The 19,939-nt window shown below is 49.0% G+C and carries 21 protein-coding genes and 1 riboswitch; of the genes, 5 read left to right on the plus strand and 16 right to left on the minus strand.

The window, feature by feature from the left end:
- Positions 1–407 precede the first annotated feature (407 nt).
- Together ACTCCX_RS08655 and ACTCCX_RS08660 are read left to right on the plus strand one after the other, a co-directional pair.
- A complete protein-coding gene (locus ACTCCX_RS08655; RefSeq protein ID WP_463275622.1) occupies positions 408–1,073 on the plus strand; it encodes a helix-turn-helix transcriptional regulator in 666 nt (221 codons plus the stop codon).
- A gap of 147 nt (positions 1,074–1,220) precedes the next feature.
- A complete protein-coding gene (locus ACTCCX_RS08660; protein WP_463275623.1) occupies positions 1,221–1,802 on the plus strand; it encodes a GNAT family N-acetyltransferase in 582 nt (193 codons plus the stop codon).
- A gap of 41 nt (positions 1,803–1,843) precedes the next feature.
- On the opposite strand, the gene ACTCCX_RS08665 is transcribed toward ACTCCX_RS08660, so the two are convergent.
- Together ACTCCX_RS08665 and ACTCCX_RS08670 are read right to left on the minus strand one after the other, a co-directional pair.
- A complete protein-coding gene (locus ACTCCX_RS08665) occupies positions 1,844–3,382 on the minus strand; it encodes a sensor histidine kinase (RefSeq protein WP_463275624.1) in 1,539 nt (512 codons plus the stop codon).
- Positions 3,372–4,073, minus strand: a complete 702-nt coding sequence (locus ACTCCX_RS08670) for a response regulator transcription factor (RefSeq protein ID WP_463275625.1) — start codon at positions 4,071–4,073, stop codon at positions 3,372–3,374. The genes ACTCCX_RS08665 and ACTCCX_RS08670 overlap by 11 nt, the downstream gene beginning before the upstream one ends.
- 167 nt (positions 4,074–4,240) lie before the next feature.
- On the opposite strand from ACTCCX_RS08670, the gene ACTCCX_RS08675 reads away from it, so the two are divergent.
- Positions 4,241–4,597: a hypothetical protein gene (locus tag ACTCCX_RS08675; RefSeq protein ID WP_463275626.1), complete on the plus strand. Its 357-nt coding sequence runs from the start codon at positions 4,241–4,243 to the stop codon at positions 4,595–4,597.
- A gap of 285 nt (positions 4,598–4,882) precedes the next feature.
- Here ACTCCX_RS08675 and ACTCCX_RS08680 read toward each other — a convergent pair whose 3' ends face one another.
- The 11 genes from ACTCCX_RS08680 to ACTCCX_RS08730 form a co-directional block, all read right to left on the minus strand.
- Complete coding sequence (locus tag ACTCCX_RS08680; RefSeq protein WP_463275627.1) at positions 4,883–5,650, minus strand: energy-coupling factor transporter transmembrane component T family protein; 768 nt, start codon at positions 5,648–5,650, stop codon at positions 4,883–4,885.
- Positions 5,647–7,134 carry an ABC transporter ATP-binding protein gene (locus tag ACTCCX_RS08685; RefSeq protein WP_463275628.1) on the minus strand — a complete coding sequence of 496 codons (1,488 nt, stop codon included), beginning with the start codon at positions 7,132–7,134 and terminating at the stop codon, positions 5,647–5,649. Before ACTCCX_RS08685 ends, ACTCCX_RS08680 begins: the two co-directional genes overlap by 4 nt.
- Positions 7,135–7,148: 14 nt before the next feature.
- Entirely contained in the window at positions 7,149–7,727 is a 579-nt protein-coding gene (locus ACTCCX_RS08690; RefSeq protein ID WP_463275629.1) for an ECF transporter S component, read from the minus strand.
- Positions 7,728–7,762: 35 nt separating this feature from the next.
- Positions 7,763–8,437: a thiaminase II gene (tenA, locus tag ACTCCX_RS08695; protein ID WP_463275630.1), complete on the minus strand. Its 675-nt coding sequence runs from the start codon at positions 8,435–8,437 to the stop codon at positions 7,763–7,765.
- Positions 8,438–8,582: 145 nt separating this feature from the next.
- Positions 8,583–8,709: riboswitch (TPP riboswitch) on the minus strand.
- A gap of 165 nt (positions 8,710–8,874) precedes the next feature.
- Positions 8,875–9,537: a transaldolase family protein gene (locus tag ACTCCX_RS08700; RefSeq protein WP_463275631.1), complete on the minus strand. Its 663-nt coding sequence runs from the start codon at positions 9,535–9,537 to the stop codon at positions 8,875–8,877.
- Between the two features lie 6 nt (positions 9,538–9,543).
- The gene (locus ACTCCX_RS08705) at positions 9,544–9,912 is read right to left on the minus strand and encodes a PTS glucitol/sorbitol transporter subunit IIA (protein ID WP_463275632.1); all 369 of its coding nucleotides are present in this window, start codon (positions 9,910–9,912) and stop codon (positions 9,544–9,546) included.
- A gap of 72 nt (positions 9,913–9,984) precedes the next feature.
- Positions 9,985–10,992, minus strand: coding sequence for a PTS glucitol/sorbitol transporter subunit IIB (srlE, locus tag ACTCCX_RS08710; protein WP_463275633.1), 1,008 nt, complete (start codon positions 10,990–10,992; stop codon positions 9,985–9,987).
- Between the two features lie 63 nt (positions 10,993–11,055).
- Positions 11,056–11,604: a PTS glucitol/sorbitol transporter subunit IIC gene (gene srlA / locus ACTCCX_RS08715; protein WP_463275634.1), complete on the minus strand. Its 549-nt coding sequence runs from the start codon at positions 11,602–11,604 to the stop codon at positions 11,056–11,058.
- Between the two features lie 50 nt (positions 11,605–11,654).
- Positions 11,655–12,107, minus strand: a complete 453-nt coding sequence (locus ACTCCX_RS08720) for a transcriptional regulator GutM (protein ID WP_463275635.1) — start codon at positions 12,105–12,107, stop codon at positions 11,655–11,657.
- Positions 12,108–13,988, minus strand: coding sequence for a BglG family transcription antiterminator (locus tag ACTCCX_RS08725; protein ID WP_463275636.1), 1,881 nt, complete (start codon positions 13,986–13,988; stop codon positions 12,108–12,110).
- A gap of 15 nt (positions 13,989–14,003) precedes the next feature.
- A complete protein-coding gene (locus ACTCCX_RS08730; RefSeq protein ID WP_463275637.1) occupies positions 14,004–14,807 on the minus strand; it encodes a sorbitol-6-phosphate dehydrogenase subunit in 804 nt (267 codons plus the stop codon).
- Between the two features lie 435 nt (positions 14,808–15,242).
- Between ACTCCX_RS08730 and ACTCCX_RS08735 the strand changes: the two genes are divergently transcribed.
- Together ACTCCX_RS08735 and ACTCCX_RS08740 are read left to right on the plus strand one after the other, a co-directional pair.
- Entirely contained in the window at positions 15,243–15,497 is a 255-nt protein-coding gene (locus tag ACTCCX_RS08735; protein ID WP_463275638.1) for a type II toxin-antitoxin system Phd/YefM family antitoxin, read from the plus strand.
- The gene (locus ACTCCX_RS08740) at positions 15,482–15,748 is read left to right on the plus strand and encodes a Txe/YoeB family addiction module toxin (RefSeq protein WP_463275639.1); all 267 of its coding nucleotides are present in this window, start codon (positions 15,482–15,484) and stop codon (positions 15,746–15,748) included. Before ACTCCX_RS08735 ends, ACTCCX_RS08740 begins: the two co-directional genes overlap by 16 nt.
- 350 nt (positions 15,749–16,098) lie before the next feature.
- Here ACTCCX_RS08740 and glmS read toward each other — a convergent pair whose 3' ends face one another.
- The 3 genes from glmS to ACTCCX_RS08755 all read right to left on the minus strand — a co-directional run bounded on the left by glmS (position 16,099) and on the right by ACTCCX_RS08755 (position 19,931).
- The gene (gene glmS, locus ACTCCX_RS08745; RefSeq protein ID WP_463275640.1) at positions 16,099–17,907 is read right to left on the minus strand and encodes a glutamine--fructose-6-phosphate transaminase (isomerizing); all 1,809 of its coding nucleotides are present in this window, start codon (positions 17,905–17,907) and stop codon (positions 16,099–16,101) included.
- Between the two features lie 425 nt (positions 17,908–18,332).
- Complete coding sequence (locus ACTCCX_RS08750; protein WP_463275641.1) at positions 18,333–19,481, minus strand: mannitol-1-phosphate 5-dehydrogenase; 1,149 nt, start codon at positions 19,479–19,481, stop codon at positions 18,333–18,335.
- 12 nt (positions 19,482–19,493) lie between these two features.
- Positions 19,494–19,931: a PTS sugar transporter subunit IIA gene (locus ACTCCX_RS08755; RefSeq protein ID WP_463275642.1), complete on the minus strand. Its 438-nt coding sequence runs from the start codon at positions 19,929–19,931 to the stop codon at positions 19,494–19,496.
- Between the last annotated feature and the right edge of the window lie 8 nt (positions 19,932–19,939).

The following is a 19,939-nucleotide window of genomic DNA, read 5'->3' on the forward strand; positions in this document are numbered from 1 at the left end:
TCAATGGCTTCAAAGCATTGGTAATACTGGATTATTGAGTAATTCGCTGTCTATAAAGGTTTTTAAAATTTTTTATGCATTTGATATTGCAATTAAGCCAAGGATTAAATTTTTATATTTTTATAAAATATACTAGACAAACCAAAAAAATAGTATATTATTATTGTTATTGGCTCGTTCGGATGATATGGAATTTGAGTCAATTAATTTTCAAATTGTCGAACCGTTGCTATCAGATATATCACGTTAGGAGGATTACTATGTATACCATGTCCAACATAAAAAACCTCTCCTTGAAGATTGTACTCGCTGAAAAGAATACAATCACATCGGCCCAACCTACTAACTACCAAAAATTTCCTTATGTTAAACTTTTCTACGTTACATCTGGGGATGTTTCTTTAATCATGAGAGAAACGACGGAAAAACTCTCAAAAGATCAGCTGATCTTATTGAATCCGAATGTAGAGTACTATTGGGACCTGACAGGAGATAAAGCTGCAGAAATCATCGAAATAGGCATTCACGGACTTGAGTTCTCAAAAATCGGGGATGCAGAGAGCGACTTCTCTTATTACCGCCATAACGACGGTGAAAAAGAAACCGCAACTTTCCTGAATTTATTGCTGGATGAAATGAGCACACGCAACCAAGGCTACGAAGAGGTCAGCAAACGCTTCGTCGAGATCATCCTGATCCACTTGTTGCGTCTGGAAGAATTCTCGATCCGCAATTCACTGAACAAAAAGAACCACAAAGAAATCCAAACGGTCAAGAATTACATGAAAGTGAATTACCACAAGAACATCACTTTGGATGACTTGGTGGATCTGGTCCACATCAATAAGTTCTACCTAATCCGGATCTTCAAGCAGGAAGTCGGCATGTCGCCGATCGACTACTTGATCCATATCCGTATCGACGAAGCGCAAAAAATGTTGCGCAACACCAATATCGCAATCGCCGATATCGCGCACTTGGTCGGCTTCCAGTCACCGTCGCACTTCTCGAAAACATTCCGGGAATTATCGAACTGCACGCCTTCACAATACCGCCGTCAAGGAAACCAATAATACAACAAAAAGAAGAAGCCGTTGCTTATGCGGCTTCTTCTTTTTGTTCCTCCAATGCCCGCAAATACTCTGCCGCCTCGCGCGGTCTGCGGACATGCAGTGGACAATGCTATACTGTAGTTAATAAACCTGAAAGGAACGATACGAATGATACGCAAAGCACAAAAAGAGGACTGCCCGGAACTGTATGATCTGATCCACGAGATTTTCGTTGATATGGAATTGCCGCTGCTTGATCTCTTGGATCCGGATGTCCTGAAAGCCGCGGTAGTTCGGGCGATGCACGAGGACGTCTACCGGTTCAGCTACCGCAACGGCCTCGTCTACGAAGAAGAGGGGGAAATACTCGGCTGTTGCTTCGGCTATCCGGGAGCCTCAGAACCGATCATCGATGCCGCACTCCGGACCGCTTTTGAGGAAATGCAGATCACTGGGCCCAGACTTTTCCCCGACAGCGAAACGTTTGCCGGAGAATGGTATCTGGATTCCATCGTGACGAAGCAGGCAGCGCGCGGAAAAGGTGTCGCCCACCAATTGCTGCAGGCACTGCCGACACTCGCCACAGCCGCGGGCGAAACCGTCATCGGCCTGAATTGCGACAAGGACAATCTGCAGGCAAAAAAACTCTATGAAAAAGTCGGCTTCCGGACCGTTTCCGAGCGGATTTTGAGCAGCCATGTCTATGACCATATGCAATGGGAACCCGAAAGAATTGCCGATATCAAATAAAAAAATCAGCCGCCGTCTGTATAAACACTGCAGCTGATTTTTTATTGTTTCAGGTCAAAAAGAAAGGTGGATCCTTTTCCAGGTATGCTTTCGACCGACAAAACGATGCCATGTCGATTGGCTATCTGCTTGGCGACAGCCAAACCCAGACCGGTGCCTTGCTTGTTACTTTCTTCATTTGATTTGAAGAACTTTTCAAAGATGTACGGTTGATCCTTTTCCGGAATCCCCGGCCCGTTGTCGGTGACAGCCAATCGGCAGCCTTCACCTGAGCCAGTCAAAGTGATCCGGATTTCGCTCTTTTCGGCAGAAAATTTGACGGCATTTTCCATCACGGCGAGCAGCATCTGCCGCAGCCGGGTATAGTCCCCCATCAGCATAAACGCCAGTGGCTCTTTCGAGAAAGTCAGCGTAATCCCCTTTTCCCTTGCGATATAGCGGACTGATCGGATGGCGTTCTCCACGACATCCACAAAATTCAAGGAGCTCATCTCCATTTGATAGTCCGGATTCTGCAACCGTGACAGTTCCAGCAGATCATTGATCATCCGCTCCAGATGGATGCTTTCGGTCAACATCTGCTGGTGGTATTCATCGATTTTGGAGGGATCCTCGACCACATGATCGTTCAAGGCCTCCAATGAACCACGGATGACCGTGACCGGCGTGCGCAATTCATGGGAGATGCTCGTGATGAAATCCTTGCGCATCTTATCCAGTTTGGCGCTCTCTTGCGCGGCTTCCGCCAACTTATCCGCCAGAATATCGATATTAGCCGCAAGCGAACCCATTTCATCATCTTGGACGATGCCTGTCTGAGCTTCGTAATGGTTGTCCGCCAACTGCTGTGTCGTTTCTTCCATCCTTTTCAGCGGCTGGATGAAGCGTTTCGCCAACAGGACCGCTATCCCGATGGCTGCGATCAAGGCCACCGCTGCACTGATCCCCAAGGTCGACAGCCCCGAGCGCACGGCAGTCTGCATGTTTGCGATATAGTCGTGCAAAAGGACCGCAGCAATGACCTCCCCTTCTGAGGAGAGCACCGGTGCCCCGACCGTGATGGAGGTATCCTCCAATAATGGGCTGAAGCCTTCGCTGAAGGCGACTTCGCCTTCGAATACCTCATCGACAAGCGCCAGCGCAGCGCCTGGTAGTTCCGCATAGGTGATCTCTTTTTTGCCGGTCCCGACACTGATCGTCTCTGCGGATTGATCGACGATCCACACCTCGCCCATCGCGATATCCTGAATGGCTGTGATATAGGCGTTGTATCCGTTCACATTATTGCGTCCGGTCGCCCCAGTTGCGCCGGATTGCGCGACCAGGGGATTACCTGCCTGCTTTCCGGCATCATTACCATTCACAGTGAGTGCGCCCTCATCTAAAGCGGGACTCCCGCCTTCCAGATAATCCGCGACGCCAGCAGCGATCGCCTCGGCCCGCTCCTGCATACCCGCCCGGTAGATTTCTTCGGTATGCCGGGTGAACAGCAACAGGAATGCCCCTCCGACCACCACGGAGAACAACAGGATGACGGATGCGAAATAGAGGACCAGCTTGCGGGTGATCTTATATTTCATCAGTTTCTACCTCAAATTTATAACCGACTCCCCACACCGTTTTGATGTCCCAAGCCGGATGGGGAATCTGGTCGATTTTTGCCCGCAGGCGTTTGATGTGCGAATCGACTGTCCGATTATCGCCGAAATAGTCGTAGCCCCAGACGCTGTCCAACAAATTGTCGCGGCTGAAAACCTTGTTTTTGTTCGTCGCCAAAATCCAAAGCAGCTCGATCTCTTTTTTCGTGAGATGGACTTGGTGACCGGCGACCTTTACGATAAACTCGTCCAACCGGATCTCCAGATCTTCATGGACGTAGAGTTTATGCTGATCCTTATTTTCCGGCGTCTGGTCCAAACGCCGCAGGATCGCCCGGATGCGCGCCATCACTTCGCCCGGCGAAAACGGCTTGACGATGTAGTCGTCCGCCCCGATATCGAGGCCCATGATGCGTTCGAAGTCTTCCCCCCGCGCCGTCACCATGATGATGGGGACCGAGGAAACTTTCCGGATTTCCCGGCATACCTCGAAACCGTCCTTTTTCGGCATCATCACATCCAACAGAATCAAGTCGAATTTGCCTTTCCCGAATGCCTGCAGCGCCTGCTCGCCATCATAGGCGACAGCCGTTTCGTAGCCATCCTTTTCTGCGTACTCCTTCAGGATGGCCGTGATCTGTTTATTGTCATCCGCAATCAATAGCTTTACCATCGTAATCACTCCTCATGGAAATCATACTGGAAAAATATGGCAAGATTATGTTTTCACCCCGATAATACCATACAAACGTGCCATTAAAAACACGCTTCTGCCATACTTTTTGATTATTCTATGTTCAAGAAAGAAATAACAAAAAAACATTCCAGGAGGAAACAAAAATGAACAAGACGAGAATCATGACTATCCTATCCGTTGCAGGCTTATTTGTTGGAGGGGCCGCGCCGGTACTGGCAGCGAGCGACACAGCAGCCCAGAACGGAACCATGAACCAAGAGCAGATCAAGTCAGGCGAATGCACAAACGAAGGCGCAAAAAAACAAGGTAATGAAGATGCAACCATGAAACGCGCCCGCGAGAAAAGCGGAACGTGCGACGGGACTGGTACGCAAGCCAAGCAGGACGGCAATCAAAATGCCACGGGCGAGACTGACGGCGACGGCAACCAATACGGTGCAGCCGATGCAGAAAATGACGGCAAGAACGGCGTCCGCGATCAATCCTGCCAAGCAGAATAACAGCTCATCATAGCAATACGAAAATACCAGACAGAGGGGCGGTCTCGAAACGAGACCGCCCCTCTGTCTGGTATTTCTTTGCATTCGCAGAACGGAAACCCGAGAGAGCGCGCATCTGTCGACTAAACGATCACCGAAAACCACATCAAACCTGACCGAGCGTCCTTTTGTCGGGCATCCGCCCAGGACGGTACCGCGGATTGTCGAGAGATCACGCAACTGTAGGTGGTTCTCGCCGCCAAAGTCTTTTTGGCATTTTGTTCAGAGCATCCATTCCTTGTAATTTCAGAAAAACTCCTTCGCGCCGTAGACCACGATCCCCAGCATCCCCATGTAAGCCAGGAACAGGACATCATTTCCGGAAAAGCCGATATCATAATAGTAGGTCCGGCTCTCCTTGTCGGAAAAGCGTTTCGCTTCCATAGCAACGGCGATGCGGTGCGCACGCCGGATGCTACCGGACAACAGCGGGATGGTGTAGACTTTCATCTTGAAGAGGATGCCCTTCAGCCCCTTCACCCTTTCGCCGCCGCGCACCTTGCGGGCATTGCGGATCGTTTCGAATTCCTCCGTCATGATCGGGATCAAGCGCAGCGCCGCCATGAAGCTGTACGCGTATTTAGGATCCATCCGCAGCTGCTGCATCAACGAATAGAATAAATTGACTGGCCGGGTCGTCAAGGCGAAGGTCAAGCCAAGCACGGCGAAGACCAATGCGCGCAAGCCGATCAGCATGCCCCGCAGGAAACTTTCTTCGGTGATGCGGATCAATCCCCATTCGAACCAAAGCGTTTGTCCGTTCCCGAACAGGATCATGGCGCTGGCTGTCGATACGAAAATCGCACAGAACGGGATCAGCAGCAACAAGATCCGCTTCAGCGGCTGCCCCGTAAACAGCAGGAACAGGAGCAAAAGCCCGCTGCCGATGAATGCCATCAACTCAAGATTACGGACAAACAGCACAACGATGCATGTCAGCAGCGCCACGGCCAATTTCAGGCTGGGATTGACCCGGTGAAGCCAGGTTTCTTTGACCATTTCCCATTCCCTCATCCGCAGAGCCCCCCTACCAGCCGCAGATCGGCGGAGACTGCGGTCCGCCTGTCCATAGCCGATCCCGTGGTCTCGCGGATTTCGCCGTCAACAACTTGCCAAAATGCCGTCCCGTAATTCCGGGCGATCACTTCATCGTGCGTCACCATCAGGATGACAGCGCCTTTTTTGCGGTAATTCTCCAAAAACCCCAACAAGGCGAAGGTGTTTTTGGAATCCAATCCGAAAGTCGGTTCATCCAAAAGGATTAGCTGCTGGCCTTGGATGATCGTCGCCGCTACGCTCAGACGGCGCTTCTGCCCCATCGAAAGTTGGAAAGGATTTTTCTCCCGCTGTCCGCTCAACTGGAAGAGCTCCAGATATTCCTCCACAAGCCGGTCGATTTCGGCTTGGCCTTTCCCGTCCAGCCGGAGCGAGTAGGCCATCTCTTCATAAACCGTGTTCGCAACGAACTGGTACTCCGGATTCTGGAAGACGAAAGCCATCCGCTCCGCCAGCTTCTTCACTTTTTTGATCGGCCTGCCCTCCAGCTCACAGCGGCCGCTCGTTTTGATGAACTGCATGACCGCATGGAGGAAGGTGCTTTTCCCAGCGCCGTTCTGACCGTGGATAATGACCCATTCGCCAGGGTAGGCCGCCAGCTCGACTCCGCTGATTTTTGTTTCCCCATTGCGGAAGCCTTTGAAATCGCGCAGCTCCAATAGCGGACGCTGCAACCCAAAAGAACCGTGCTCCCTTTGCAACGGCGTTCCTGCCAGATGCCGGTCCCATACGCCCGGAAACCAAATGCCTTGCTCCATCATCTCATCCTTATAGGCCGAGAAGATTTCTGCGTTCGGCCCATCGGCGATGATACGGCCGGCTGCATCGAACAGAACAAGGCGTTCGGCGAATACGAGCACATGATCGATTTTGTGCTCCACGATGACGACCGTTTTGTCCCGGCAGACTTCCTGCAGCACTTCCCAGATCGTCTCCGTCCCTTGCGGATCCAGCATGGCGGAAGGTTCGTCCAAAAAGAGCACCTCCGGATCCAAAAGCAATACCGAGGCGATCGCCAGCCGCTGCTTCATCCCGCCCGACAGGCTCGCGATGGGGATGTGGCTATCCGCCAATTCCAAGCCCACTTGTCGAAGCGCGCAGTCTATTCGGGCAGCCATCTCCTCGCGCGGAACCGCCAGATTTTCGAGCACGAATGCGAGCTCTTCATCGACGTAAGGCATGCAGAACTGACTGTCCGGATCCTGGAAAACGTAGCCCCAGGAAGCCGGCGTCACGAGCTTTTCTGCCTTCAGCGGCACTTCGATCGATTGCGGAATCAGCCCGCTCAGCACCTGCAGCAGCGTGGATTTGCCGCAGCCGGACGGGCCCAACAGCAGCACTTTCTCACCGGCCGCGACCGAAAAGTCCAAGTCGCGGAACAGCAAATCGGCATCCCCGGGAAATTTCAGCTTCAGTTTTTCGACATAGGCTTGCTTGCCCATTTCCGCCAACCCCCTCAATCCAACTCTGTGAAATCATCACTCGTAAGCGGACGGACAAGGTTCGTCACGCCGGTGTCCTCCAAAACTTCCGCCAGGTAATAGGCCAGCACGCCGGCAAAGAAAATCGAGCCTGCGAATCGGGCAAGCAAGTAAAGTGCCAAGTTCCATGGAGCCAACTCGGCGATCTGGCCGTTCAGCGCATCCACCAGCAGCGATCCCACGCAAGATGCCGAGGCAGCCAGAGCGGCAACCTTCAGATCAAAGCGTTTGTAGCGGAAGGCCATGAACACCAATTCCGCAAACAAGCCCTGCACCACGCCGGAAAGCAGCACGGTCAGACCCCAAGGCGAACCCAACAGGAATTCTCCTGAAGCTGCGGCGATTTCCGCCAACAGCGCCACACCCGGTTTGCGGATGATAAAATAGGCGACGGTTCCGGCGATGAACCACATGCCGTAAAGCAGCTGATCAAGGTGCAGACCCAACGGCTGCACTGCGTAATAGACCGTCCCCCACAGGATGTAGACGATCCCGAATGCGATGGCGATGACGATCGTCACCAAAATATCTGTCAGTTTCAATTCTTTTTTCATTTTTTCTGTCTCCTCTTTATGTTTTATTTTTATTTTTATTTTTCCAACGGCACCGGCCAGGTCTCCATCCGGTAGCCCATTTCCCAAAAAGCGTATTCGTATTGGCTGCTGATGATGAAATGCGCTTTCATCCTTTCGCGGTCCGCCTCGCTCACGGCTACGGCGATTTTATCCAGATGCGCAATCTGTTCATCCACCCGGTCCTGGAAATCCTTCCCGCCATAGGTAGCGATCCATTCCTGATAGATCGGTTCTTCCGGCGCCGCGTCCTGGAAGGCGTCCCCGATTTCGGCGTAGAGCCAATAGCACGGCAGCACGGCAGCGATGACGTCCCCCAGATGGCCCGCGTGTCCGGCCCGGTAAAGGTGGGAAGTGTAGGCGTAAGTGGTCGGCGCCGGTTTGAAAAACTCTTTTTCCTCCGCGGTGATGCCCAGCAGTTTTGCAAATTGTTCATGCAGGCCGATTTCGGCGCTGTACGTATGCTTCGCGAAGTCGGCGAATTGGTTGGTCGTCTCGATATCCGGCGCTTTGGCCGCGCCAAGCGCCAAAATTTTGGCGAAGCGCGTCAGGTAATAGGAATCCTGCTGGATGTAGAAACGGAAATTCTCCAAAGGCAAGCTGCCATCCCCGATCCCTTTGACGAACGGATGCACCATGCTGGCCGCCCAGATAGGTTCGACCGCTTGGCGGATTTCTGCTGAAAATGTCACTGCTTTCCCTCCATATGTTGGGAGCATCCGCCAGGTTCTGATCCATCCGGACGGCCGCTCTTATTTTTTGCAAACAAAAAACCACTCTCTTCCCAACGGAAAAAAGTGGTTGTACGTTCCTTAGCTGATAGGGACTTACTTGGCCAAAAAGAGGCCGCCACTTCCCTACGCTGGTACAAACCAGATCAGGTTCTAAGGGTCTCGAAGTCCTACTTCGATCTCAGCTTTTTGGCGGACAGTCATCCGCCGGTAAAGCACCCCTAGTGGTTAAAAAGAATATTCAGTTCGTTTGCTGTTGTTCTAATCGTATCATAATTTTTCAGGAAGTCAACTCACTGTTGTCCTGCTTATCGGTTGATGATGTGCACAACAGAAAAAGCTGCCCCAATGAGGCAGCCTTTTCTGTAAGTGAAATCCACATGATCAAATTTGGTGGGTTACGCTCCGTATTTTCCAAACAATGCTTGTCCATCCGCTTCAAAAACCTGCAGTGCCTGCAATGCCAAATCTTTGTTAAGCATACTGTTCAGGACATCCGGAGGGATCGTGGCAGTATGAGCGCCCGATTCCAAAGAATCGATGACTTGTTGGGAATTTTTGAAGCTCGCTGCCATGATTTTGGTCTTGTATCCTCTGGCATCGATGAATGTCCGCATGGAACGGATCGCTTTGAATGGATCGATCGCATTGTTCAGCATCCTGTTCACATAGGGTGCCAGATAATCACATCCTGCGGCGGCGGCCAGGATCCCCTGATCGGCAGAATAGATCAGTGTACCGAGGATATCTCTCTCCGGATCATCCTCTTTCACTTTTTTGATTGTTTCCAATCCTGCTTTTGTAACGGGAATCTTTATCGAAAGTCGATGATTTGCATCAAATGTCTTTATTGCTTCATAATCGGCAAACATTTCTTCAGCAGTCGTACCCAGCAATTGCACAAAAAGTTCCGTCGGCTCCAAAGCCAATAAATCTTGTAATTGTTTGAAGCGACTGCCGGAACCGGTCGACAAAATCGTCGGGTTGGTGGTGACTCCTTTCAGAAATCCGCTGTTCAAAAAACTTCCGATTGCTTTGATGTCGTTAGAATCTATGTACATAAGCGACTACCCCACAGTTTCAGTTATTTTGATGATGGTGCCTTCCGCGATTTCGTTCACTGCCTTGTTTTCGACATACAGTGACCCTGCCAGTTCAGCGACGGTTTCCCCACTGAAGTTGATGGTGATGTGCCCTAAATCCCTCAAGTTTTTGTTGACGACATCTCCTACAGCTGTGACGCGATAACTTTCATCGCCGATAACCAACGCGTGTCCCAGTTGAATATCTTCCTCTAGCGCATTTTGTTCAATCAGGAAGCAATAAGGCCGCAATGCTTCCGGCGCATCGTCTCCGAACAATACCATCATATCCTCCGCCAAGAATTCCTTCGCGTTGGGTCCGATTTCTGTGACTACCGTTGAATAAATTGACATTTTCTTCACCTTTTCCGATCATTAGTTTTTAGCATATGAGGCCAAGCGGGCTTGGTCTGCTTTTCTTCCTTTTTAATATAGTCCGAAGCTTGCTAACCAAGCGACGAATACGCGGGGCACACCGTTCAGGAATCGCGAGTAAAGAACGGATGGCACGCCGACTTCCACTGTTTTGGCTTCTGCTTCCTGCAAGCCTAACCCTACCGGAATGAAATCGCAAGCATTTTGTGTGTTGATTGCGAATAAAGCCGGTAAAGCCAAACTCGGTTCGATATTGCCTTTGCCGATTTCAACGCCGATCAATGTTCCGATAACTTGCGCAATTACAGCGCCAGGTCCCAATAAAGGAGAAAGGATAGGCAGAGAGCAGATGAAGCCGATGACCATCAATCCCCAGACATTGCCTGCCAACGGAATCATCATTTTCGCGAACAGATTGCCGATTCCGCTGCCTTGGATGATACCGATCAGCATCGCCACAAAGGCCATGAACGGGATGATCGTCTGCAATACCGTCTGCACCGCTTCACGGGCTGACTGCAGCATGATCGCAATCCCTTTACCGGCAGCCAAACCGATTTTAGCCACAACGCTGCCTTTTTCGGCGTTTTGTTGCGTCAGCTTTTTGTCTGTCGTGTAAGCTACCTTTTCTTCTGCAACTGGTTCTGCAGCAGCCGTGCTTGCCGCCGCTACGTTTGCTGTTTCGCCGGTGACTTGGATCTGATTCAAACCAACATTTGAAACGTAAATTTCTTCGGTGATGTATTTAGCCAAAGGACCGGATTTGCCGGTGGCAACGACATTGATTGTTGGGATGCCTTTTTGCGGATAGATGCCGCATCTCAATGTTCCGCCGCAATCGATGATGGCCAATGCCGTTTCATCGTCCGGGATGGATGTTTTAAATCCATTCACGGCTTCCATCCCTGTAAGTTCAGCAATTTTGTCGACGATGGCAGGTTTTTCCCCTCCGCCAACGATGTAGATGAATTTATGTTTTTGCTCTGTTGGTGTGATGATCAGTGGTCCGCCCCAGCCGCCGGATCCTTTTTCGATTTTGATGCTGTTATATTTTGTCATAATGAATACCCCTCTCGTTCTCATGCATTCTGTTTGTTTTAAGCAACATCTTCTTGGTCGTTATTATTGAACTTTAGCGGTTTTGCTCAACTGGATGCCGGATTTTTTGCAGACATAAGCCGTCGTGAAGTCGGTTACGTATGCGCCGACAGCATTCATCACAAGCCCGACAAGCAGATAACGGATTGCCAATGGCGTGGTGCTCAAGCCTAACGTTTCAACACCTGAAGCGATTCCCAGGAATACGAACAATTCGCCTGCATTGATATGCGGGAAAAGACCGTTACTCGTGTGGTTGTATTGCGCAAGTGCCGCGTAGAAACTTGGTTTGTAAAATTCAGGCAAGAATCTTCCCAATGTGAACGAGGCGGGATTACCCAACATGAACGCTGCCAAGAAAGGCAGAATGCAGTTCCGGACCAAGGAATATTTGGAGAAGCGTTGTGCAAGTCCATTGATTCTTTCCTCACCGATCAGTTTGATCACGACGTTCATGAATACCATCAGCATCAAGACGATCGGCACGATGCCGGTCATCCAGCTCATAAATGTATCTGCACCTAATTGAAATAGTCCGATGAAGCTTTCTGCGCCTTTAACTAAAAAGTCCATATGTAACACTCCTTATTTTATGTATTATTTCCTATTATTTCTTACGCGATTTATCCGAATTTGATGTGTGTGATTTTTTTGGTCAGTTCCTTAAAGGGCGATTCTTTCTCCGGAATGATTTCTCCGCTCATGAACATCCTGTAGTTGGTGACCGCATTCATGATGGTTTTGCGGGTGATCTTGATTTCAGCCAGCACATCCGGATCGTCTGCCTTGATGGCTTCGATGGATCTGCCGTTGAAATTGTTGTACGGTTTGAATCTGGCTAAGATCGTGGTTCCCTGCAGCTTTTTGCCCCTGACGATGACGCCTTCCGCATCCAGTTGGAACATGATGATCGTTCCTGAGGTCAGTTTCCCTGCCCGTTTGCCTATCGCAACCCTGCCGTCCGCCTTCAATTCGTTGTATTCAGTGCCGAAATGCCTGATCTGGAAAAAGCCCAGTGCGCTTTGGATCAAAAAAGCACCGACAACCAGAATACCCAATGCAAACATATTGTTCATCTATTTTGTACCTCTTTTCTCCAGCATCTCAATCAACCCTTGTGCATCCTCCACTTTTTTCAGAACATTGATCAAAGTAGGCTCATTGATGACCTTAAAGACAAAATCATATACTTGCATCAAGATTTTCTCTTGTTGCTCAGAAATGTTCTCGGGTGTCACCAGAAACAACATCAAGGAAAAAGCATCATTGCGGTTGGCCATTGTGATGTTTCCCAAGACGAATACCAACTTGTTGATGTTGGGATCGGTTAAATGCGGGAAAGCTACCTTATTCTCATAAATCATCGTATGCCGTTCTTCTTTTTCGACGAACCGATCGAGGATATCCTCGGACAATCGGTATCTTCTGGACAGGTAGGACATGATTTCTTCCACATAATCAAAGTAGCCCATTTGGCCTTTCAGATTGACAAGGTGATAACTGATGTTTTCGTTCGTCAGGTACTTGATGTTGTATTGATCTTTCTCCACTGCATAGATTTTTTGGGCCAAGTCGTCCGGGCTGACCAGTCTGTCGATCTTGATGACAGGGACTTCGGTGTCCAAAGAGATCTCTTCGGTTGTGAACAGCAGCCGGAATCGCTTCAGTTTTTCTTTCGGAAGGCTGTCGGTGTTCAGGTGAACGATATTCATCTCATTCCCGACTATCTCTTTGATCTGCCTGCTGATCAGCTCAAAGCTGCCTCTCCCAAGATTGGTGATGATGCCGACATCCTTTGTGCTTTTGCCTTTCGGATCGTTCGCTTGCCGTTCGTCCAGCATCAGTGCGTAGTAGACAGCCAGATAGCTGATGTCATCCGCACTGGCACGCAATTGGTACAGGCGATTCAGTTCGGAAAGCGAAATCTTCGCCAGCTCGAAGGCTAAAGGGTATTTGAGTTTGATCTGCTCCAGGTAAAGATCTGTGTTTGGGATCCGGAAGACCAGTCTGTTTATCAGGAAAAGCAGATGGTATTTTACTTTATCAAAGAAGGCTTCTTCATCAATCTCGATCATGACCTGATCGCGTACCGTCTTCAGCATGCTGGAAACAACTTGCCTCAGCACCTCTTCGTTTTCGGTATTTTCGCTTCCTTTTACGTAAGCGGAATTCCTTGTGTTGATCGGGAAGGAAAGAAAAGCAATTTCATGGTCATTCAATGAAACCGCAAATTTCTTTTGCAGCAGTTGAACATAGGCGATGATGTTTGCCGAATCCGCCTCGAAGTTTTTGTACATCGGGATTTCGGAATCGATTGTATGCCCGTGCGTCACCCTGTGAGCGCTTACGGCGAAAGCCTTATAAAGCAATCCTTTTGCCTGCTCATCCAGCTTGTAGTCCCGGGCGAGTCCGTCAAGCACTCCTTGAACCTCCTGGTCCGGCAGAAAGGTCATCTGCAGCAACTCGAAGACTTCATAGATGAGGACCAATCGTGTGCCGAATTCGCTGCACTGGAAGGTGATGCCTTTGTTCGGGATGCCGACAACTTTTGCATTGTATTTCTCCAAAAGTTGCTTCAACTTTTTCAGGTCGTTGTTCACCGTGCTCCGGCTTACGCTCATTTCTTCGGAGAGGTCTCCGATATTCAGATATTCCTCTGTCACTATCAGGCGGTACAATAAGTACGCAATCCTGCATTCTACTTTATTAAAATCCTGCTGTGTGTTGTAACGAAGTGTGTTGAATATGTTCGCCCCCTCCTCTCTGACGATGTCTACTTGTGATTCATCCTTGATCCGGATTTTTAGGAATCCTTCGTAGATAGCGTTCAATTCCGAAATGATCGTTTTGATCTGATAGCTGTTTTTTCCCGACGCTTCCTCGAGACTCTGAAAATTTTTGTCTTTATTTGAAAGTAACACTCTCAGCAAAAGCTCTCTATCGCTTGCCGTTGACATCTGACTGCCCCCATACTATCCTCTAGATTTCCCGCCTGTGATGTTGATTGTTGTTCCGGTGATATAATCGGATTTATTGGAGGACAGGAATGCGACCAAGTAGCCGATTTCGTCCAATTTTCCGACGCGTCCCAACGGAATGCTCTTTTCATACCCTGTATCCAACTGTTCAACCGGTATGTTTCTTGTGTAAGCCAATGCTTCATTGTAGGCAGGAGTTGTCAATCCTGTTTTTTCGTTGATCCCCGGTGCGACACCGACGACTTTGATGCCGAATTTACCCAGTTCTTTTGCCCATGAACGCGTATAAGAATTGGTGGCGCCTTTTGTTGCGGAGTAGATGCTTTGACCGACGGAACCTTCCATCCCGGATTCGGAAGAGATGTTAATGATTGTGCCTTCAACTTTGTTCTTCAGCATGTTTCTGACGACAGCTTGTGTAGTGAATACCATTCCCTTTTGATTGACAGCTGTCATTTTGTTGAATGAATCTTCATCGATTTCATATTTTCTTTCATCGCTGTAGACATCCACCAACAAGCGCGGCAAGTTCATGCCTGCATTATTGACCAAAACATCGATTTTGCCAAATTTCTCAACAGCCTTCTCGACCATTGCCTCGACGCTCGCGATGGAAGTCACGTCTGTCTTCACATTCAGTTTACCATAAACGTTCGTTCCCGTTTCAACACTCAAGTCCGCCACGACGACGTTTGCGCCTTGTTGTTTCAGATGATCCGCGATGTGCAATCCGATGCCTGAATTGCCTCCTGTAACGATAACCGTTTTTCCGTCTAATTCCAACCAATTGTTTGTCATAATGTTTTGTATCCCCTTTCAATCTCTATATTCCAGAGTATAGACCAAATAAAAAATAAATTAATACAGACCTCGGCCGAAAAAAAGGGCCGAATTTTTGAACTAATTCAACTGGCGGAAATCGGAGGAAGAGGATTTAAAACATATTTGTGCGTCTGATTCCGGAAAAAGTGCGCCATTGTTGGGAAAATCTTATTTCTTCTGTTTTTGATCTTGCGGATCGCAAACCTGTATCCGCTGAAAAATTCGAATTAGTGCAAGCATTCCTTCCCTGCAGTGCTATTATCTTTGAACTAATCGGACCTGTGTAAAGGAAAAAAACATACGGATAACTGCGAACGTTCCATTCTCTGAGTGATTCCGTTCGTGACACTTTTTGACGTACTTAATCAAGTACGCTATAATAATGTAAGAAACTTAAAAGGAGGAAATCCTATGTCTATCGTAAATCCAAGTCAGGCACGCAAAGTCTTTTATCAATTACTGAAAGATGTCAACGAAACCCATGAACCCGTCTACATATCAGGTAAAAAGGAAGAAAGCGAAGCGGTTATGGTCAGCAAAAAAGATTGGGACGCTATTCAAGAAACTCTGTACCTTCAATCTTCCGGAGTAGCCGATGTCGTCCAACAACGTGAAAAAGAACATGAATTTGTTACACTGGAGGACATCGATTGGAATACTATGTAAAAATAGCAAAATCCGCTATGAAAGACCTAAAAAATTTAAAAGCCGCTCATTTAGATCAGAAATTCATCGGGTTAATGGATGTTTTGAAAGAGAATCCCTTTCAAAATCCACCGCCTTATGAGAAATTAGTGGGAAATTTGAGTGATAAATATTCACGACGGTTAAATATCCAACATCGGGTAGTCTATTCTGTCGACGTTGACACAAAAGAAGTCATTATCTGGTCTGCTTGGACGCATTACGAAAGATAGTAGCTGCCGCATCAAGGCAGCTACTATCTTTTTTGTCTGAAGCTTCGCCCGGGATCGGATTAACGGGTAACCAGGTGGTGTCCTCCGGTGAACGCAGGCTTCGCCGGAGTTCCGCTGTTAGTCATCTTTGCCTTCTCCGATGAGCAAAGCTTCGTCGGATGTGCGGCTGATTATTACCGATGTGCTCCGGCGGCCGGCGGCTTACCGGAGCTGGGGCCCGCACCCGGCGCGCTCCTCCGGCAAGCGCAGTCGGCCCCGAACCGCAAACAACAAAAGAGCAGTGCGGATCCCCCGAAAGGGTTCCGTACTGCTCAAGTCAGTTCATTCAATTGCAACAAATTTTAGTTTTTTTATTCAACCGTAACCGATTTGGCCAAGTTACGTGGTTTGTCGACATCGTAACCACGGTGAAGTGTTGCGTAGTAAGCCATCAATTGTGTCGGTACGACTGTCATCAGTGGTGCCAGCGCTGGGTGAACAGCAGGCAGGATGATTTGGTCATTTTCGTTGGCCAATCCTTCCATCGCGAAGACGCAAGTGTTTGCGCCACGCGAACGCACTTCTTCGACGTTTCCGCGGGTATGGCTGGCAACGTCCGCTTGGGTGATGATCGCCAATACCGGTGTGCCTTCTTCAACCAATGCGATTGTGCCGTGCTTCAATTCTCCGGCAGCAAAACCTTCTGTTTGGATGTAAGAAATTTCTTTCAGTTTCAAAGCAGCTTCCATTGATACGAAGTAATCCAGACCGCGTCCGATGTAGAAAGCATTGCGGGTGTTCGGCAAGTAGATGTCGGCCAATGCAGCGATGCGCTCTTTGTCATCGATGACCGATTCCATCGCATTTGCGACAATCCCCAACTCATGGACCATGTCGATTCCCATATCATGACCGGTTCTCGCGCCTAACGCATCCGACAAAACAGCCAGGACAGCGATCTGTGCCGTGTAAGCTTTCGTTGAGGCAACTGCGATTTCCGGACCTGCATGCAACAACAGCGTGAAGTCCGCTTCACGCGACAAGGTCGAACCAGCCACGTTTGTGATCGTCAAAGCCGGGTAACCCCATTCTTTTACTTTCACCAGTACTTGGCGGCTATCCGCAGTTTCCCCACTTTGGGTAAGGAAGATAAAGAACGGATTGCCTTTCAACAATGGCGGATTATATGAAAATTCGCTGGCGACATGCACTTCTGTCGGGATCTGTGCAATTTTTTCCAGATAATGTTTGCCTACCCAACCGGAATGGTAGCTCGTTCCGCAAGCCACGATGTGGATACGGTCAGCTTTCAACATAGCAGTGACCAATTCATCAGGAACCGTCAAGCGGCCTTCTGCGTTTTGGTACTTTTGGATGATGTTACGCATAACAGCAGGCTGCTCATCGATTTCTTTCAACATGTAGTAAGGGTATGTCCCTTTTTCCAGGTCGCTGGCATCGATTTGGGCTGTGTACGGGTTACGGGTTACGGCTTTTCCGTCCAACTTTTCGATTGCAACGCCATCAGCTGTCAATGTGATCATTTCGCCGTCGTGGATTTCCACATATTGGTTCGTAATTTGAACAGTAGCCATTGCATCGCTGGCAACGACGTTGAAGTCATCGCCCAAACCGATCAACAACGGGCTTTTGTTTTTGGCTGCGTAAAGGACATCCGGCGCTTGCGCATCAACCAACGCGAAAGCGTAAGAGCCTTTCACGATCGACAAAGCACGGCGCAAAGCTTCTTTGCCGTCCAGGTTTTCTTCAGCAGCGATTTTTCCGATCAGCTGCACAACGATTTCTGTATCTGTTTGGCTGATGAAAGTCACACCAGGGAAATACTCATCTTTGATTTCTTTGAAGTTTTCGATGACGCCATTATGGACTAGTGTGAAACGTCCATCCGCAGATTGGTGCGGGTGCGCATTTTCTGCGCTTGGCACGCCATGCGTTGCCCATCTTGTGTGACCGATGCCTACATGCGCCTCGACTTGCTTGTCGACGATCGCGCGCAAATCCGCGATGCGGCCTTTTTCCTTGAATACATGCCCTTGGTTTTCAGCGTCTACGACAAAAATACCGGCTGAATCATAACCACGGTACTCCAATTTTTCCAATCCATGCAACAATACCTCTTGTACATTGCCTTGTCCTACATATCCAACTATTCCACACATAAGCGTAAAAATCCCCTTTAATATCGATTTTTTCTGGGTGTGGGGATTGATTTCTGTAAGACCGTTCCGGGCTCTAAAGCCGCAAAAGGGTCTTTTTTGCTTCAATCCTGTAGACTACACGTGCCTTGGGTCATCCGCCGAATCTTTCGATAAACCCAATCCTCGTCACTTCAGGGCCAAATTGCCTGTGCTCCCTGAAGTCTGGCGCTATCCATTTGCTCTTCCTCTATCCTCCTTGCAGTTTACTTTCCAGAATACATGCATTTTATCCTATAACCAGTGACATTGTCAAAATGTTTTTAATCCTCTTTCAACCGCAACGCCGGTTTGAGTCATTACTTTAGAAAAATTTATACTCGTGGGCGGTTTGGACTAAGCTAAGCTCCCCCACGAGTACAATCCATACCAAATTCGAAAAGTGCCGATCAGGCCACTTTATAAGCGTATTTCTCTACATTCTGTTTGATGCTGCCCAGTATTTTTTGGTTGTCGATTCCGGTTACTTCCGGAATGATTTTGTCCAAGCCTTTTTGCAGGATCATTTCTTTCAGTTCTTGGCATTGTTCATCTTCCGGGTCGAAATAATTGAAGACCATGCCGATTGTTTCCAAAAGATGGAATGGCATCTCATCGATTTGGGTCAACTCGACCATCGGACGGATGAAGCGCTCATGGTTGCCCAATTTTCTCAGAGGCGTGCGCGCTACACGCGAAATCGCGTCGGAAATGTATTTATTTTGGAAACGGCCAATGATTTTTTCAATATATTTCTCGTGTTCTGCCGCATCAAATCCCCATTTAGCAATCAGCAGTTTGCCTGTCTCATGCAAGACGGAGCGCAATTGGATGACGACCAGATGATCCTGCATCGCTTCATCGATTGTTTCGTATCCCTGCAACGCGCCTGTGTAGGCTACCGTAGCATGGCCTGTATTGACGCTGAACAATTTGCGTTCGATATAAGGCTCCAGATCGTTCACATAGGCAACTCCTTCAAGACGGATCGGGCTCTTGCAGGCGGTCCCTTGCACGACCCACTCGCTGAAAGGCTCTACCTGAACAAAGAGCGGATCGGCATGTTGCTGCATCGGAACGATCCGGTCCACGGCCGCATCCGGAAAGCCGACATACGCATCCAAATAAGCTGTGTCCGTGAAATATTTCTTGACTTCCTCTTTCAGGAAAGTCGAGCCGCCTATCATGTTTTCGCAGGCGATGATGTCGAGCGGCTGCTGGATATTCCGGGCAGCACGCGCCTTGATCCCTTCCGCGATCAACTGCGCGATTCTCGGCAGAATATTCGGTCCGATGGCAGTCGTCAGGATATCCGCTGCGACGATTGCTTCCACCACTTTGTCTGCTTCTTTGGCATTGTTCAGGCCAGTGACGTTTTCGATCTGGATCTGTGCGCGTGATTCGTCCGCCAACTCGATCGTATAGCCGCCGCGCGTTTTCAAAGCATCGATGATTGTATCGTTCACATCCACGAACGTGATGGCGTATCCGTTTTGGTTCAAAATTTCTCCGATAAAGCCGCGGCCGATGTTTCCGGCGCCAAAGTGTACTGCTTTCATTTTCATCTCTCCCTATGCTATAGCTAAGCTGCCAGTGATTTCATCTTTTGTTAAAGCGTCCGCCAAAGTGACTACGTTGTCCACGTCGCTGCAATACAGCGCGATTTTTTGGATCAGTGCCAGGTGGTCATCCCCGACTCCAGCGATGCCGAACAGAACGGTTGCCACTTTTTCTTCCTGCTCGTCACCGAAATCGACCCCGTCAGGCACTTGGACAACACAAATGCCTGATTTTTTCACGTGCTCTTTGGCTGCATCGGTGCCATGGGGAATCGCGATGAAATTCCCCATGTACACTGACAACATCCGATCCCGTTGCACCATAGCCTCCACATAATCCGTATCCACACAGCCTGCATCCACCAGTTTCTGCCCGCAGAAGCGGATGGCTTCTTCTTTCGAAGCAAATGCTTTATTCAAAACGATCATTTCTGTATCCAAATTATTCATTTTATTCT

The organism is Trichococcus sp., assembly GCF_055118575.1.